The following is a 14507-nucleotide window of genomic DNA, read 5'->3' as shown; positions in this document are numbered from 1 at the left end:
CCATGACCGACAAGACCTACAACGTGCTTTTCCTGTGCACGGGCAATTCCGCACGTTCCATTCTCGCCGAATCCATCCTCAACAAAGAGGGCGGCGGACGGTTCAGGGCATTCTCCGCGGGCAGCCAGCCCAAAGGCGAGATCAATCCGCATGCGCTGAAGGAACTGCAAGCACTTGGTTATCCGGCGACTGGCTTCTCCTCCAAGAGTTGGGACGTCTTTGCCGAGCCTGGTGCGCCCGAAATGGACTTTATCTTCACCGTCTGCGACAGCGCACACGGCGAAGCCTGTCCGGTATGGATCGGACATCCGATGACCGCGCATTGGGGTGTAAAAGACCCGGCCGCCGTTGTTGGCACGGAGGTCGAAATCCAGCGCGCCTTCGCGCAAGCCGCCCGCTTCCTGAAGAACCGGATCATGGTGTTCGTCAGCCTCCCGCTGGCATCCTTCGATCACCTGGCGCTCGAAACGAAGCTCGGCCAGATCGGCGCGATGGAAGGTTCGGCGGCAAGCCAGGGAAAGTCCGCCAATGTCGACGTTTGAACGCTACCTGACCATCTGGGTCTTTCTCTGCATCGTCGTCGGCGTCGCCCTCGGCCATCTGATGCCCGGTGTTTTCCAGGCCATTGGCGCGGCGGAGATCGCCAAGGTGAATTTGCCCGTCGCCATCCTGATCTGGCTGATGATCATCCCGATGCTCATCAAGATCGACTTCCGCTCGCTGGCACAGGTGAGCAGCTATTGGCGCGGAATCGGCGTGACCCTGTTCATCAACTGGGCGGTAAAGCCGTTCTCCATGGCGCTGCTGGGATGGCTGTTTATCGGATGGCTGTTCCGTCCCTATCTGCCCGCCGACCAGATCGACTCCTACATCGCAGGTCTGATCATCCTTGCGGCCGCGCCCTGTACCGCGATGGTGTTCGTCTGGAGCAATCTGACGCGCGGCGAGCCGCTGTTCACGCTTTCCCAGGTCGCGCTCAACGATGCGATCATGGTTGTCGCCTTCGCGCCGATCGTCGGTCTCCTGCTCGGGCTGTCGGCCATCACCGTACCGTGGGACACGCTCGTTCTATCGGTCGTGCTCTATATCGTGGTCCCGGTCATCATCGCGCAGGTCCTGAGAGGCCGTCTGACCGCTGACGGCACGACCAGGGCGCTGGACGTCATGCTGGCGAAGCTGCAGCCGCTTTCGCTTGTCGCGCTGCTGGCAACGCTCGTCCTCCTCTTCGGCTTCCAGGGCGAGCAGATCATCGCGCAGCCGACGATCATCGCCCTGCTGGCCGTCCCCATCCTCATCCAGGTCTATTTCAACTCGGGGCTGGCCTACGTCTTGAACCGGATCTCGGGCGAGCGCCATTGCGTCGCCGGACCTTCGGCACTGATCGGGGCCAGCAATTTCTTCGAACTCGCGGTTGCGGCCGCAATCAGCCTGTTCGGCTTCCAGTCCGGCGCAGCGCTGGCGACGGTCGTCGGCGTGCTCATCGAGGTTCCCGTGATGCTCACGGTCGTCTGGGCCGTGAACCGCACCAAGGGCTGGTACGAGGCAGCACCCGCCGTCTCCCGGAACACCATTACCGAAAGGACATGACAATGGACGTCACCATCTATCATAACCCGGCCTGCGGCACGTCCCGCAACACACTGGAGATGATCCGCGCAGCCGGGATCGAACCGACGGTCATCGATTATCTCCAGTCTCCGCCTTCGCGCGAGGAACTGGCAAGGATGATCTCCGACGCCGGACTGACCGTCCGCCAGGCGATCCGCGAGAAAGGGACGCCTTACGTGGAGCTGGGTCTCGACGATCCGAAGCTGACGGACGACCAGTTGCTCGATGCCATGCTCAAGGACCCGATCCTCATCAACCGGCCGCTCGTCGTCTCGCCGCTCGGCACAAGGCTCGCGCGCCCCTCGGAGGTCGTGCTCGACATCCTGCCGGATGCCTTCAAGGGAGCCTTCTTCAAGGAAGACGGCGAGCAGGTCCTCGATCAAGAGGGAAAGCGCATTGTCTGAGACCTTCCCTGCCTTGCAGGAGCCGCATCTTCGTCAGCCTGACCTCGACGCGTTGCGTCCCGCCTTTTCGACGCACAAGCCGCGTATCCTGATCCTCTACGGCTCGCTCAGGGAGGTTTCGTACAGCCGGCTGCTCGCGCACGAAGCCAGACGACTTCTCGAGCGTTTGGGGTGCGAGGTGCGCATGTTCGATCCAAGAGGGTTACCGCTTCCCGACGCGGCTCCGGCCAGCCATCCGAAAGTGCAGGAACTGCGCGAGCTGTCGCAATGGTCGGAAGGCCAGGTCTGGGTCAGCCCCGAGCGCCATGGCGCGATGACGGGCATCATGAAGGCCCAGATCGACTGGATTCCCCTGTCGCTCGGATCAATTCGACCGACGCAGGGAAAGACACTGGCGATCATGGAAGTCTCTGGTGGCAGCCAGTCCTTCAACGCTCTGAACCAGATGCGCGTGCTCGGCCGTTGGATGCGGATGATCACGATCCCGAACCAGTCGTCCGTCGCCAAGGCCTACCAGGAGTTTGACGCCGACGGCAGAATGAAGCCGTCCTCCTACTACGACCGCGTCGTGGACGTGTGCGAGGAACTGGTCAAGTTCACGCTGCTGACGAGGGACGCTTCCGCCTACCTGACCGACCGCTACAGCGAGCGGAAGGAACACGCTGCCGAACTTGAAAAGCGGGTGTCGTTGAGGTCGATTTAGTCACCCAGCCTTCGTGGGGCTGCGCGTAGAGACAGCCACTGCGATGAATGCAGCGATCCCGAGTGTACCAAGCATGGCATTGACGAACAGCGCCGTGGCGATGCCGAGATTCTCCATCGCCGTGGCGAACGCGAAGGGGGCGGCGGCCCCCACCGCCAGTCTGGCCGCAGCCATCTTTCCTGTAATCGCTCCGTAGCCTGCGGAGCCGAACAGATAGAGTGGCAGGCTCCCTTGAGCGATGCTGTTGATCCCGGACCCAAGGCCAAGACAGACGGCAAATGCCACCGCGCCAGGCAACCAGTTGCCCGAGACTCCGAGTATGAGGACGCCGAGGACCATAAGGGTCGCAGAAACGATCGCAAGCGCGGGCGGCGACAGGCCCTTTCCGAAGGCCATGTTGATCAGGCGGCTCATGACCTGTGCCGGGCCGAACAGCGATCCGATCACGACCGCCGCACTGCCGAGTCCCATCGCGCCCAGCATCGGCACCATGTGGGCGAGGATTGCCGCGAGAGTGAACCCCGAAAGCGAGAAGGCAATGGAGACCAGCAACATCCCGCGGCGGCGCGCTCGCGGCTCAAGTGCGCCGACGACGATTTCGTGGGTTCTTGTCTCATCCAGTTTGGAGCCGACCCTTCCGGCACGCATGATCCAGTAGTGAAGTGGCATGCAGATGAGAAGATTGAGCGCCGCGAACAGCAGATAGATTTCCCGCCAGGACAGGTACCTGATCAGTGTCGCGGCGATCGGCCAGAAGATGGTCGAAGCAAAGCCGCCGATCAGTGTGAGATAGGTGATGCTGCGGGAGGCTGAACGGGGTTCGCTCTCGACCAGCGTCGCGAAGGCTGCCTGGTACTGGACCATGCCGGAGGACACCTCCAGCAGGATGATTGCAAGGGCAAAGAGCGCTACGGACGGCGACCACGCGCAAAGCGCCAGGGTGAACGCCGCAAGGGTCGAACCAACCGTCATCACCGTCGCCGCGCCGACCTTGTCCATATGTCTGCCGATGAACGGAGCGGAAAGACCTCCAATGAACAGCGAGACCGAGAAGACGGCGAAGACCCGTTCCAGGCTGATGCCCAGGTCCTTGGCCATTCCTGGCGCCAGGATGCTGAAGGCATAATAGAGAGTGCCGTAGCCAATAATCTGCGTGACACCGAGAGCGGAGACGATGCCCGCAGGAACCTTGTTCGTATGCAATGACGTATTCCTCGGCGCTCTACGCTTCGCTTGGGCAGCAACGAGCGGATCGCTCGACCGAGCCGCGGATTTCGGGATGTCCTGCGCAGCAGTCCTCCGTCATGAACGTCACCAGGTCAGCCAGCGTGTCATAACTTGCGCTGTAGACAATCGAACGCGACTCGCGGCGCTGGGAGATGAGGCCGGAGCGTTCGAGTTCCTTGAGGTGAAACGAGACGTTCGATGGAGAAACGCCCATGCGCTCCGCAATCGCGCCTGCGGCCAGGCCCTCAGGGCCGGCGACGACCAGCGTTCTTACGATGGCGAGCCGGGTCTCCTGAGAAAGTGCCGCAAAGGACGCGAGGGCTTGACGATCATCCATATTTCAATAATCCTTGAACTATTGAAATCGAGGATAGACGCAAATGAGCAAGATCGACAATAGCCATTCCAACAAATCTGACATCTCGCTCGGAGAGTTGCTTGAAAGGATCGCTGACGCCGCGGACCTCCCACTGGTGTTCGCCTACGACGGAAAGCCCGTAAAGCCCGGCTACCATGTGACTGAGGTCAAGGTTGGCCAGTTCTCCGCGCTCGATTGCGGCGCTAATCCGGAGGCCTGGTCTGAAATCTTCGTCCAGTTGTGGGATATCGAAGAGGGCGAGCGGACCCATATGACGGCCGGAAAATTTTCGGCCATTGTCCGCAAAGTTTCCGAGCACGTTCGTCTTGACGGTTCGGCCAAGCTGACCTTCGAAGTGAGCGATGGAGTCCGCCCGATGCAGTTGTTCTGCGCAAACGATCCTGTCGCGGAAGACGGTGCTCTCCACGTTACGTTGACGCCCCGCCCCGCGAGCTGCAAGCCTCGAGACCGATGGCTGGCTGAACACGCGTCCAATGAAAAGCGGTGCTGCGGCCCTTCGACCGTCGCGGAGTGCTGCGCCTAGGCCACCCGGGAACGGCAGCCATTTCACCCATGCGGTAACCGCCAGCGCTCACCTCGCGCGCCGTTTCCAATTCGAAGATAAGAACCGGAGTTTGGCGCCCGGCAAGCTCACATATCCCTTTGATCAGGTCATCGAGCGGTTTCGATGGTCGCCCGATTTTGAAATGAGGATATTTCCATGAGCAAAGAAGAAGACAACAAGGCAGTCGTCGTTCGCTGGTTCACCGAATTCTGGGGCAAGGACGTCAATCTTGCTGTTATCGATGAGGTCGCGGCGCCCGATATGCTCCTGCAATATTCCCTGCACGAACCGCGCCGCGGCCGCGAAGACATCAAGGCGTTCATGACCGACTTCCGCGCCGCGTTCCCCGAACTCAACTTCTGGGGCACAGCTGACTTGATTGCCGAGGGCGACTATGTGGTCGGCCAGTGGGAAGGCGGCGGCACCCACACGGGTCCGGCTTTCGACAATTTCCTGCTCGGCGGCGTACCGGCGGCGACCGGCCGCAAGATGCACTTTACCGGCAAGACCGTGCTGAAGGTGGTCGACGGCATGATCGTCGAAGAGCATGGTCTCGACGACGGCCTGACCGCAATGATGCAGCTCGGGCTGATCCAGAAAGCCTGATCGAAAACCACATAGCGCCAGTTCGCGTGAGCTGCGCATCTTGGCCAAGAGAATTGAGGCTCGCACAGCTCCCTGTGCGAGCCTCAATTGCATGTTTCACCACCCCGCTCAATGCCGCGCATGTAGTCTGGCCGAACCAAAAGTGGTGTTTCAACATGGGATCAAAACGCTTTTCGCACTGAGTGCCCGTGCACTGGAGGTACGCCGGAAACCCGACGCCCTATCGATCGCCCGCGCAAGTTTCGGGTGGGTTTTGTTCGATTCGAGAGCAAGGATCGGAGTGTGACCAGCGCGGATCGGAGGCACGATCGAGCCAGAACAAATCCGAGTAGAAGACCATGGACATGAACATCCGGCCCGCACCAACCCTTTACAGCTCACCTCCTTCCGTGGGGGACGATCCCCGCTGGGCGCGGATCGTAGCGCGCGACAAGTCTGCCGACGGTCAGTTTTGGTATTCCGTTTCGACGACCGGCATCTATTGCCGGCCCTCCTGCCCGTCACGCACGGCAAATCCGAAGAACGTCGCGCTGCACGATACGCTCGAAAGCGCACGGACAACCGGGTTTCGTCCGTGCCGACGTTGCAACCCCGATGGCCCTTCGCTCGAATGCGAGAATGCCGCCCTAATCGCCAAGGCCTGCCGCATCATCGAAGAGAGCGAGGAGGAACCGTCGCTGGAAGAGTTGGCGGCTACTGTGGACCGCAGTCCGAGCTATTTCCATCGTATGTTCAAGACGTCGACGGGGCTGACCCCGAAGGCCTATGCCACCGGCCACCGCGCGAAGAAAGTGCGTGAGGGCCTCGATACCGGCACGAGCGTCACCGAGGCGATGTATGACGCCGGCTTCAATTCCAGCGGCCGCTTCTACGAAAAGTCGACCGGTATGCTCGGCATGACGCCGACACAGTATCGTGAAGGCGGCGCCAACGAGGAGATCAAGTTTGCGATCGGCCAGTCCTATCTCGGCGCAATCCTTGTGGCTTCCAGCACGAAAGGCGTCGCCTCGATCCTACTCGGCGACGATCCGGACGAACTGGTTCGCGATCTTCAGGATCGTTTTCCGAAGGCGCGCCTAATCGGCATGGACCGCGAATACGAGGCTCTGATCGCCCGCGTTTGTGGCTTCGTCGAAAACCCCACCGTCGGCCTCGATCTGCCGCTCGACGTCCGCGGCACGGCGTTCCAACGCCGGGTATGGCAGATCCTGCAGGAGATCCCTGTCGGCGCGCGTGTGTCCTATTCTGAAATCGCCCGACGTATCGGCTCGCCGAGTGCCACGCGGGCAGTCGCCGGAGCATGCGCCGCAAACACTATCGCGGTTGCCATCCCCTGCCACCGCGTCGTGCGTAACGACGGCGCGCTTTCCGGTTATGCCTGGGGCGTCGACCGCAAGCGCGCCCTGCTCGATCGGGAAGCGTCTCAGACCGCATGACGTCACGGCCACAACCGCCGCTCCGCCGCGGCCACATCCTGACCACCTGCAACCGGCCGCGCTTCGCGGTTGCCGACGAATGCAAGGCGTCCTTATGAATTTGCTCTCCCACCACGATGAATCTGTTGCCTTCCTCTCCAGTCATGACGACGACTGGGCCAGATTGATCGAGCTGGTCGGCCCTTGCCGGCACGACCCCAAAGCCGCCCGCGAACCATACGAGGCGCTCGTTCGCGCGATTGCCTACCAGCAGCTGACGGCCAAAGCTGGCGATGCCATCATTGGACGCCTCAAGGGGCTCTTCGATGACCGCGATTTTCCGAGCCCGGAAGACCTCATCGCGGCCGAGTTCGACCAGCTTCGGACCTGCGGCTTCTCGACCAGCAAGATCGCCACCATCAAGGCAATCGCCCAAGGAACGTTGGATGGCCTGATCCCCACCCACAACATCGCCGCGACGATGGACGACGAGGCGCTGATCGACCGAATGGTCGGTATCAAGGGCATCGGCCGTTGGACGGTCGAAATGCTGCTGATGTATTCTCTGCAGCGGATGGATATCCTGCCCGTCGATGACTTCGGTGTCCGCGAAGGCTACCGCGTCCTGAAATCGCTGCCTGAGCAACCGAAGCCGAAACAGCTGCGCGAGATCTCCAAGCTCTGGTCGCCCCATCGCACGGTCGCAGCCTGGTATCTGTGGCGCATCCCGCGCGAGCGCGGAAACGTTTTGAAGTAAATACGGCTCCGGGAAGTACACCATGCCCCTTCAAAACCGCGTCACGCCCTTCGGTGATATCGTCGCCATTTCTCAGCGCGGGCTGTTTACCGGCAATCGCGGCATCATCCACGATCCGGCAACGAAGACATTGCTGGCCAGGCGCTGGGCGACAAAAACCTGGCTCATTTGCGCTTGCGCGTTCAAGGGGTGGCGCCGGGACGTGATGGCGCGCCGGAGCTGGACGGAGTTGTTTTTCCTCGACGAGGCCGTTGCGCTCGCCGCCGGACATCGTCCCTGCTTCCTCTGCCGGCGCGAGGCCGCGGAACGCTTCCGGGCCTGCTGGGCGTCGGCGAAGAAAGAGGCGCCTCCTTCGGCCACGCATATGGATTCCGTCCTGCATGCCGAGCGCCTCGATCACCGCCGCAAGCGCTTGCATCCGATCACGCTTCCGGTGACCGACCTGCCCGACGGCGCGGTCGTCGTGGCAGCGGATGAGGCTTACACGCTGCGCGCCGGCCTCGCGTATCGCTGGGCCAATGACGGCTACGACAGGCCCGAAATCCTCAACGACGCCGATTGGCTCCTGACACCACCATCAACGGTCATGGTGCTCCTTGCGGGCTACCCGCCCGTCTTTCACCCGTCGATCAACACGATACGCAATAGGCCCGAAGATGCCCGATCTGTTTGACATGCTTGCCCCAGCCGATCCCGCAACCGAGATCATGGCGGAGGGTGCCATGCTGCTTCGCGGCGCAGCACTTCCCTTTGAAAAGGATCTGCTCGCCGCGCTCGGCCACATCACCAGCCAGTCGCCATTCCGACATATGGTCACACCGGGCGGCTTCACCATGTCGGTGGCGATGACGAATTGCGGCACCGCCGGCTGGGTCACGGATCGTACCGGCTATCGATACGATCGCGACGATCCGGAAACAGACCGTCCCTGGCCGGCCATGCCGGAATGCTTCCTCGATCTGGCTGTGGAGGCGGCGACACGGGCGGGCTATCCGGACTTCCGCCCTGACGCCTGCCTGATCAACCGCTACGAGCCGGGCGCCCGCCTTTCGCTGCACCAGGACAGAAACGAACGCGACTTCGCCAATCCGATCGTGTCCGTCTCGCTCGGCCTGCCAGCCACCTTCCAGTTCGGAGGCCTGAAGCGGAATGATCCTGTGAAGAAGTATGCGCTGCGGCATGGCGACGTGGCGGTCTGGGGCGGCCCGTCGCGGCTCTTCTATCACGGCGTGCCCGAATTGAAGGATGGCGTCCATGAGACTGTCGGACGGATGCGCATCAATCTCACCTTCCGGGGAGCGTTATAGCTTTCTGATTTGAAAGCAAGGATCGGAGTTTGGCGGCGCGACCAAAAACGTAGTCTCGATCGTGAGGACAGAACAAGGAGCTACGACGATGAACCTCATGATCAAGACTGACGCGCTGCGGCCGCAATCACTGCAGCATTCCCCTTCGACGACCGCCGGTGTTCTCTCCTACGCAGTCGCCGATTGCGAACTCAGCAAGGTGCTGGTCGCGCGCAGCGCCAAGGGCGTATGCTCGATCCTGCTCGGCGACAGCGCCGAAGAGTTGACGGCGGACCTTGCCAATCGCTTCCCGCAGTCCACGCTCGTGGCGAGCGAGGCCGTGGTGAAGAACGACGTTGCGAAAGTCCTGCGCTACATCGCCAAGCCATCCGGCGGCCTTCAGCTGACGCTCGACATGCGCGGCACGCCGTTTCAGCGCCGCGTCTGGGAAAAGCTGAAGGCCATCGCCGTCGGCCGGACGGTGAGCTACATGGAACTCGCCAGGTGGATTGGCCCGTTCGCGAACCCGCGCGCTGTCGCCGGCGCCTGCGCCGCCAACCCCATTGCGCTCGCCATTCCGTGCCACCGGGTCGTGCGCACCGACGGCGACCTCGCCGGCTATCGCTGGGGCCTTGAGCGCAAACGCACCCTCATAGAGAAGGAAGCCACGCTATGAACAAGACTGCGATCAACATGGTACCGGCCTCTGCGGATGCGTCCGCGGCGGCACGGATTGCTGCCTATGATTGGAAGGCGCTCGCCGGCGAGCTCGACGGCTTCGGCTGCGCTGTCCTTCCCCAGCTTCTCACGCCCGAGGAATGCAGCAGCGTCGCGTCGCTCTACGCCGACGAAAGCCATTTCCGCAGCCATATCATCATGGCGCGGCACGGCTTCGGAAGGGGCGAGTATCGCTATTTCAAATATCCGCTGCCCGATCTCATCGGCGGTATCCGCACGGCGCTCTACCCGCGCCTTGCCGGTGTCGCCAACGTGTGGAACGAACGGATGGGATTGGACCAGAGGTTTCCAGGCGAGCATGCCGCGTTCCTCAAGCAATGCCACGATGCCGGCCAGACCCGGCCGACGCCGCTGCTGCTGCAATATGTTGCCGGCGACTTCAACTGCCTTCACCAGGACCTTTACGGCGACCTCGCATTCCCGATCCAGGTGGCGATCCTGCTCTCCGAGCCGGGCCGCGATTTCACAGGTGGCGAATTTGCACTGACCGAACAGCGGCCGCGCATGCAAAGCCGCGTCGAGGTCGTGCCGCTCAGACAGGGCGACGCCGTCGCTTTCGCCGTCCACAATCGTCCGGTCCAGGGGACGAAGGGAAACTACCGCGTGAATCTGCGCCACGGTGTCAGCCGCGTCCGATCCGGCATGCGCCACACCGTTGGGATCATTTTTCACGACGCCCGATGAGCGCGCGATGCCGGCGCCGCGGTTTCGCAGCGCCGGCTGGCCTTCCGGCGCCCCTGGCCTGCAGCCCGAGCGGACTGCCGCAACTACCACCCAGGATAAAGCGCGTAGAGCCGAGAGCGTGCCAGATGCAAGGCACCCGCCGCAGCCAGACAGTGTCTTTCCCTGCCCGATAGAGCCATAGGATCGAAGCGGCCATCATTTGCCTGACATCCGGCATCGCGCGATAGTCGGCCTGCCATAGCTCCATGCCGTGCGGATCCACCTCGTCTCGGTGATAGTCGTAGCCGGTCGGCCGGATCGCATGATGGTAGGGCGCGTGCCCGTCATTGCGAAACAGAGCGCTAAGCTCGTAGAGAGCGATCACATGGCGCAAATGATGATCGAACGGCTTCGACGCGCCCTCCACGGGTCGCAGGAGATCGACCCCGAGCAGGTCACAGAGCCTTTCGACGTCTTTTTCATCCAGCTCAAGCCGCGCCCCCACCAGCCGCGTCAACCTGTAGCCTGGGAATTGCCGACGGGCGGCATCTACGGAATCGATCGACAGCCTGATGACCTGCAGCGGCTCGGCGATATGCCCGCACGGCGAGACTGCGGAACGAGCATCCGACATCTCATTCCTCCGTGGCGCGCTGCTCGCGTGCCAGCAGAGCACGCTTGCGGCGGACACCCCATCGATAACCGGAAATCGAGCCATCCTTCTTGATGACGCGATGGCACGGCACGATCACGGCGATCGGGTTGTTGGCGATCGCAGCTGTTGCGTCCCGCGGATCACGCGAACCGAGCTTGGCTGCGAGCGCCCCATAATTCGTGGTCTGGCCAGCAGGAATTTCCCGCAACATGAGCCAGACCTGGACCTCATACAACGTCCCGCGCAGATCGAGTGGCAGATCGTAAACCTTGGCCGGATCGTCGATCGCGCCGGCCACGGTTTCGATCACGTCGGCAAGTTCCTGCTGGGCGCGTTCAAGCTCGGGTTCGGGAAAGCGGATACTCAACGCATCCTCCATCGCGGTGCGCATCGAGCTGAATTCAAGCGCCACAATCCCCTTGTTCGACATGGCGACAACAAAGTCGCCAAGGGAACTGGCGCCCCATGCAAATCGAATAGTTTCACGCATCGTCTTACCTTCTTCACTCGTTGTGAAACGAGTTTAGAAGCTGATGCGTTGCGCCACTCTCCGGTCCTTGCTTTCAAATCGAAATACTGATCGTCAGCGTCTCGTTCCGAGGAACTGCTAATTTCGATTTGAAAGCAATTTTCGGAGCGCGTGTGCCCGAGCGGCAGCCGTATCGTTCGTTGGCAAGCCCAATGTAACTGCAAATGGCCGCCGCCCGCCGTCAGCGTGAAAACGCGCGCGCGGCACTCCGGGGCTCTTCCACGACGCTGAGGAACATCAACGCGGTCTGAAGAGGCCCTTCAAATCACAACGGAGGGACCAGCCATGATGACATTGCTGCGAGGTCTGCATTCCATCGCCGCTCAGCGCGGCGACGGTCTGCCTCCGGAATTACTCCGAATGATCACGCCGTCGCCGGCTTGGTCCGAGGTCGAGCGTATGGGCAGTGCGGCGATCGGCCAGGACACCGGCGGCAAGCCCGCCGATGAGATGGAACAGCCCACTCGATCTGCCGAGGTCGTGCCGATGCTCCTGCGAATGCGCGGCAATATTCGCTAGACTGCGCGAAGGATAGACGTTTCTTCGAACCCCAGAATATTGGTGCCGCGCCTTCAGGCCGCCTTGTCGCGGCCAATCGCCTGGACCTTGTCCCAGATCCGCTCGGGCCTGGGAATCTCAAGGTCGAAAACGGTCTCAAACGTGTCCGCGAGATGGTCCGCGCTTGTGATGCGATGTTCGCGAACGCTGCCCGGCGTGACCGTGCGCAAGCGATCATTCTGTAGGGCGACATAACCGTCCGCGGTATGACGCAGCACTGCAAGCGCGTTTGTGAATGGCGACCCGGGGTCCCGCATCAGCCACGAATGCGTGGCGGCCATGGCGGCCTCGCAGCTGTAATCGGCACGGAAATCGAAGCTGTGTGCGATGCCGTGTACATGGTTGTTGAAGCGCAACCAGCCGTCCTCCGCCGGCATGATCGAAAAATCGAAACCGCGCTGGCTGAACGGTCCGACAGCAATCGGCACGGGTTCGACGATGGCGTCGGCCACGCCGACCTCGGCAAGATAGGGGCGGTCGAGATTAACCCGCAGGGTCAGATGATTGCCGATGGCGATATTGCCCAGTTTTTTGCGGTCGACGGCGCCGCAAAGACGGGTTACCCGGAAACCGAGCGCGTCAAGTGCTGCGCCGAAGAGACCGTTCATCTCGTAACACCAGCCGCCGCGCCTGCCCTCCACCATCTTCGCGAAGGCGGATGCCGGGGAGATCGAGCACGGCCATCCCATGAAGGCATCCAGCGCCTCCCAGGTGAAGGTCATGAGGTGAGCGCGGTGAAGTTTCGACAGGCCTTGAAGGTCGAGAGAAATTGGCCGGTCGACCCGGATCCTTGCGAGATAGGCGTCCAACTGGCCGGCGGTCAGGCTCATTCCGATTTCGTGTGAAGGCGCGTGTGTCATCCTTCGGTCTCCTTTCGATGGACCGTTGTCGAGTTTTCTCGGCACTGTGTTTGGGGCGGTCTGCCGCCGGATCAGGCGACCTTGCGCCTGCCTTCAGGCAGGAAAGTCAGGCCGAAATCCGCTGCGATGGAGGCGATCTCCTCGGGCGTTTCGGGCTTGCAGAGGTCGATGATCGGAAAGAAGTTCTCGAACCCGCCCGGCGTCACGACGACCATGAGGCAGCCTTCCGTCTCCCCGATGTTCCGGAAGCGATGCGGCACGCCGCGCGGCAGCGCGATGCAGCCTCCCTCGGCGAGCTCGACATAATCGCTACCACACCAGAAACCGAAGCAACCGGACAGGACACGGAAGAACTCATCCTCGCGCTCGTGCACATGAAGCGGCGGGCCCTCCCCGGGCGGCACGATGGCCTCGAGCATGCCCAGCGCACCGCCTGTATTGTCGGCCATCATCCGTATCACGTGTTTGCCGAACGCCGCTGCCGGCATTCCATGTCCCGGCGGTGATACCGCCGCGTAAGTGAATGTCTTCATGTCGGGTCTCCTTCTGCTTGAGGACACCCATCGATTACTTTGTGCTTCGTCTCATGATAAGAGCGATGACTTGACATCATTGAACGGATAATCGCGCTCATGAAATCGCTCGATCCGCTTGACGGGATTGCCGCCTTTTTGACGGTTTCCACCCATCTCAGCTTTACCAAGGCTGCGGACGAACTGGGCATGTCGCGCGCGACGGTGGGAGCCCAGGTCAGGCAGCTCGAGGATCGCCTCGGCATCCGCCTCTTTCAGAGATCGACACGCAAGGTCGTTCTTACCGAGGCGGGCGCCGCTTACCGCGAAGCCCTTTCGGGTATCCTTCCGCAGATAAGGGAGGCGGAGCGGACGGCGACCTCGTTCCAGAAGGAAGCCGTCGGACGATTGCGGGTGTCGGCGCCGCCCGATCTCGGGCATCTGGTGATCGTGCCGGCAGTTTCGGAGTTCCTGAAGCTCAACCCGGCCGTGTCCATCGAACTGGACCTGTCGCATCGGGCCGTAAACCTGGTCGAGGATGGCTTCGACCTTGCAATTCGAGGGCGCCTCGAAGTCGACATCAATCTCATCACTCGGCAGCTGGCGACATCGTCCCTCGTGATTTCCGCGTCACCCGCCTATCTGGCCGAACACGGCGCACCGAAGACGCCGCACGACCTGGCAAACCACTTCTGCCTCCACTTCGCCGAATTGCGGTGGGGGCGGATCTGGCCGTTCAGGAGGAACGATGAGGAGTTCCGCATTCCGATCGTGCCGCGGCTGGAACTAAATCACAGCCTTGGTCTTCGTGACGCCGCCTTGCTGGGAGTCGGTATCGTCCTCCTGCCCGACTTTATCGTTGGCGAAGACCTCAGGCAGGGCCGGTTGGTACAGCTTCTCCCCGATTGGCATATCAGTACGTTACAGCTGCAGGCGGTCTATCCGGCCAACCGCCATATCGCGGTCAAGGTCCGACGCTTCGTCTCGTTCCTGGCAGGCAAACTGCGGACGTAGAAGAGGTGATCTCGACAATTCCCGTTGAACGCGAGTTCGATGGGTCTTC

Annotated in this window: 20 protein-coding genes; 14 read left to right on the top strand and 6 right to left on the bottom strand. The window is 61.8% G+C overall.

Features of this window, described 5'->3' with window-relative positions:
- The first annotated feature begins 2 nt into the window (after positions 1-2).
- From AC070A_RS21465 to arsH, 4 genes are read left to right on the top strand one after another with little or no spacing between them, the layout of a single operon-like run.
- On the top strand, positions 3-542 hold the full coding sequence (locus AC070A_RS21465; RefSeq protein WP_192494900.1) for an arsenate reductase ArsC: 540 nt from the start codon (positions 3-5) through the stop codon (positions 540-542).
- A complete protein-coding gene (gene arsB / locus AC070A_RS21460) occupies positions 529-1587 on the top strand; it encodes an ACR3 family arsenite efflux transporter (RefSeq protein WP_057249249.1) in 1059 nt (352 codons plus the stop codon). The genes AC070A_RS21465 and arsB overlap by 14 nt, the downstream gene beginning before the upstream one ends.
- A 2-nt stretch (positions 1588-1589) precedes the next feature.
- Entirely contained in the window at positions 1590-2012 is a 423-nt protein-coding gene (gene arsC, locus AC070A_RS21455) for an arsenate reductase (glutaredoxin) (protein WP_057249250.1), read from the top strand.
- Positions 1987-2715 (top strand): arsenical resistance protein ArsH, encoded by a 729-nt coding sequence (arsH, locus tag AC070A_RS21450; RefSeq protein ID WP_057249281.1) that lies wholly within the window; start codon positions 1987-1989, stop codon positions 2713-2715. Before arsC ends, arsH begins: the two co-directional genes overlap by 26 nt.
- On the opposite strand, the gene arsK is transcribed toward arsH, so the two are convergent.
- The gene (gene arsK / locus AC070A_RS21445) at positions 2716-3918 is read right to left on the bottom strand and encodes an arsenite efflux MFS transporter ArsK (protein WP_113132689.1); all 1203 of its coding nucleotides are present in this window, start codon (positions 3916-3918) and stop codon (positions 2716-2718) included.
- A gap of 19 nt (positions 3919-3937) precedes the next feature.
- Positions 3938-4279 (bottom strand): ArsR/SmtB family transcription factor, encoded by a 342-nt coding sequence (locus AC070A_RS21440; RefSeq protein WP_057249252.1) that lies wholly within the window; start codon positions 4277-4279, stop codon positions 3938-3940.
- A 43-nt stretch (positions 4280-4322) separates the two neighbouring features.
- Between AC070A_RS21440 and AC070A_RS21435 the strand changes: the two genes are divergently transcribed.
- The 8 genes from AC070A_RS21435 to AC070A_RS21400 all read left to right on the top strand — a co-directional run bounded on the left by AC070A_RS21435 (position 4323) and on the right by AC070A_RS21400 (position 10351).
- Positions 4323-4844 carry a DUF6428 family protein gene (locus AC070A_RS21435; RefSeq protein WP_492383903.1) on the top strand — a complete coding sequence of 174 codons (522 nt, stop codon included), beginning with the start codon at positions 4323-4325 and terminating at the stop codon, positions 4842-4844.
- Between the two features lie 177 nt (positions 4845-5021).
- Positions 5022-5471 (top strand): ester cyclase, encoded by a 450-nt coding sequence (locus AC070A_RS21430; protein WP_492383902.1) that lies wholly within the window; start codon positions 5022-5024, stop codon positions 5469-5471.
- A gap of 344 nt (positions 5472-5815) precedes the next feature.
- Entirely contained in the window at positions 5816-6907 is a 1092-nt protein-coding gene (ada, locus tag AC070A_RS21425) for a bifunctional DNA-binding transcriptional regulator/O6-methylguanine-DNA methyltransferase Ada (protein WP_057249282.1), read from the top strand.
- A 94-nt stretch (positions 6908-7001) separates the two neighbouring features.
- A complete protein-coding gene (locus AC070A_RS21420; RefSeq protein WP_494773586.1) occupies positions 7002-7643 on the top strand; it encodes a DNA-3-methyladenine glycosylase family protein in 642 nt (213 codons plus the stop codon).
- Positions 7644-7665: 22 nt separating this feature from the next.
- Entirely contained in the window at positions 7666-8316 is a 651-nt protein-coding gene (locus AC070A_RS21415) for a hypothetical protein (RefSeq protein WP_057249256.1), read from the top strand.
- Complete coding sequence (gene alkB, locus AC070A_RS21410) at positions 8300-8950, top strand: DNA oxidative demethylase AlkB (RefSeq protein ID WP_057249257.1); 651 nt, start codon at positions 8300-8302, stop codon at positions 8948-8950. The genes AC070A_RS21415 and alkB overlap by 17 nt, the downstream gene beginning before the upstream one ends.
- A gap of 88 nt (positions 8951-9038) precedes the next feature.
- Complete coding sequence (locus tag AC070A_RS21405; protein WP_492383900.1) at positions 9039-9605, top strand: methylated-DNA--[protein]-cysteine S-methyltransferase; 567 nt, start codon at positions 9039-9041, stop codon at positions 9603-9605.
- The gene (locus AC070A_RS21400) at positions 9602-10351 is read left to right on the top strand and encodes a 2OG-Fe(II) oxygenase (RefSeq protein WP_112996904.1); all 750 of its coding nucleotides are present in this window, start codon (positions 9602-9604) and stop codon (positions 10349-10351) included. The genes AC070A_RS21405 and AC070A_RS21400 overlap by 4 nt, the downstream gene beginning before the upstream one ends.
- Here AC070A_RS21400 and AC070A_RS21395 read toward each other — a convergent pair.
- Both AC070A_RS21395 and AC070A_RS21390 read right to left on the bottom strand, forming a co-directional pair.
- A complete protein-coding gene (locus AC070A_RS21395) occupies positions 10329-10964 on the bottom strand; it encodes a hypothetical protein (protein ID WP_494773585.1) in 636 nt (211 codons plus the stop codon). The genes AC070A_RS21400 and AC070A_RS21395 overlap by 23 nt on opposite strands.
- A 1-nt stretch (position 10965) precedes the next feature.
- Positions 10966-11376 (bottom strand): methylated-DNA--[protein]-cysteine S-methyltransferase, encoded by a 411-nt coding sequence (locus AC070A_RS21390; protein WP_244495563.1) that lies wholly within the window; start codon positions 11374-11376, stop codon positions 10966-10968.
- Positions 11377-11799: 423 nt separating this feature from the next.
- Between AC070A_RS21390 and AC070A_RS21385 the strand changes: the two genes are divergently transcribed.
- A complete protein-coding gene (locus AC070A_RS21385) occupies positions 11800-12033 on the top strand; it encodes a hypothetical protein (protein ID WP_492383898.1) in 234 nt (77 codons plus the stop codon).
- Between the two features lie 53 nt (positions 12034-12086).
- Here the strand turns inward: AC070A_RS21385 and AC070A_RS21380 are convergent, their stop codons facing one another.
- The gene (locus AC070A_RS21380) at positions 12087-12902 is read right to left on the bottom strand and encodes an arylamine N-acetyltransferase family protein (protein WP_244495564.1); all 816 of its coding nucleotides are present in this window, start codon (positions 12900-12902) and stop codon (positions 12087-12089) included.
- A 101-nt stretch (positions 12903-13003) separates the two neighbouring features.
- Positions 13004-13465, bottom strand: a complete 462-nt coding sequence (locus tag AC070A_RS21375) for a cupin domain-containing protein (protein WP_057249264.1) — start codon at positions 13463-13465, stop codon at positions 13004-13006.
- A gap of 99 nt (positions 13466-13564) precedes the next feature.
- Here AC070A_RS21375 and AC070A_RS21370 point away from each other — a divergent pair, with 99 nt between their 5' ends.
- On the top strand, positions 13565-14458 hold the full coding sequence (locus tag AC070A_RS21370) for a LysR family transcriptional regulator (protein WP_112996901.1): 894 nt from the start codon (positions 13565-13567) through the stop codon (positions 14456-14458).
- Positions 14459-14507: the final 49 nt, after the last annotated feature.

The sequence above is a fragment of the Ensifer sp. GW101-20A05 genome (assembly GCF_059424735.1).
The sequence above is the reverse complement of the archived record's forward strand: the minus strand, read 5'-3'. Positions and strand labels throughout refer to the sequence as shown.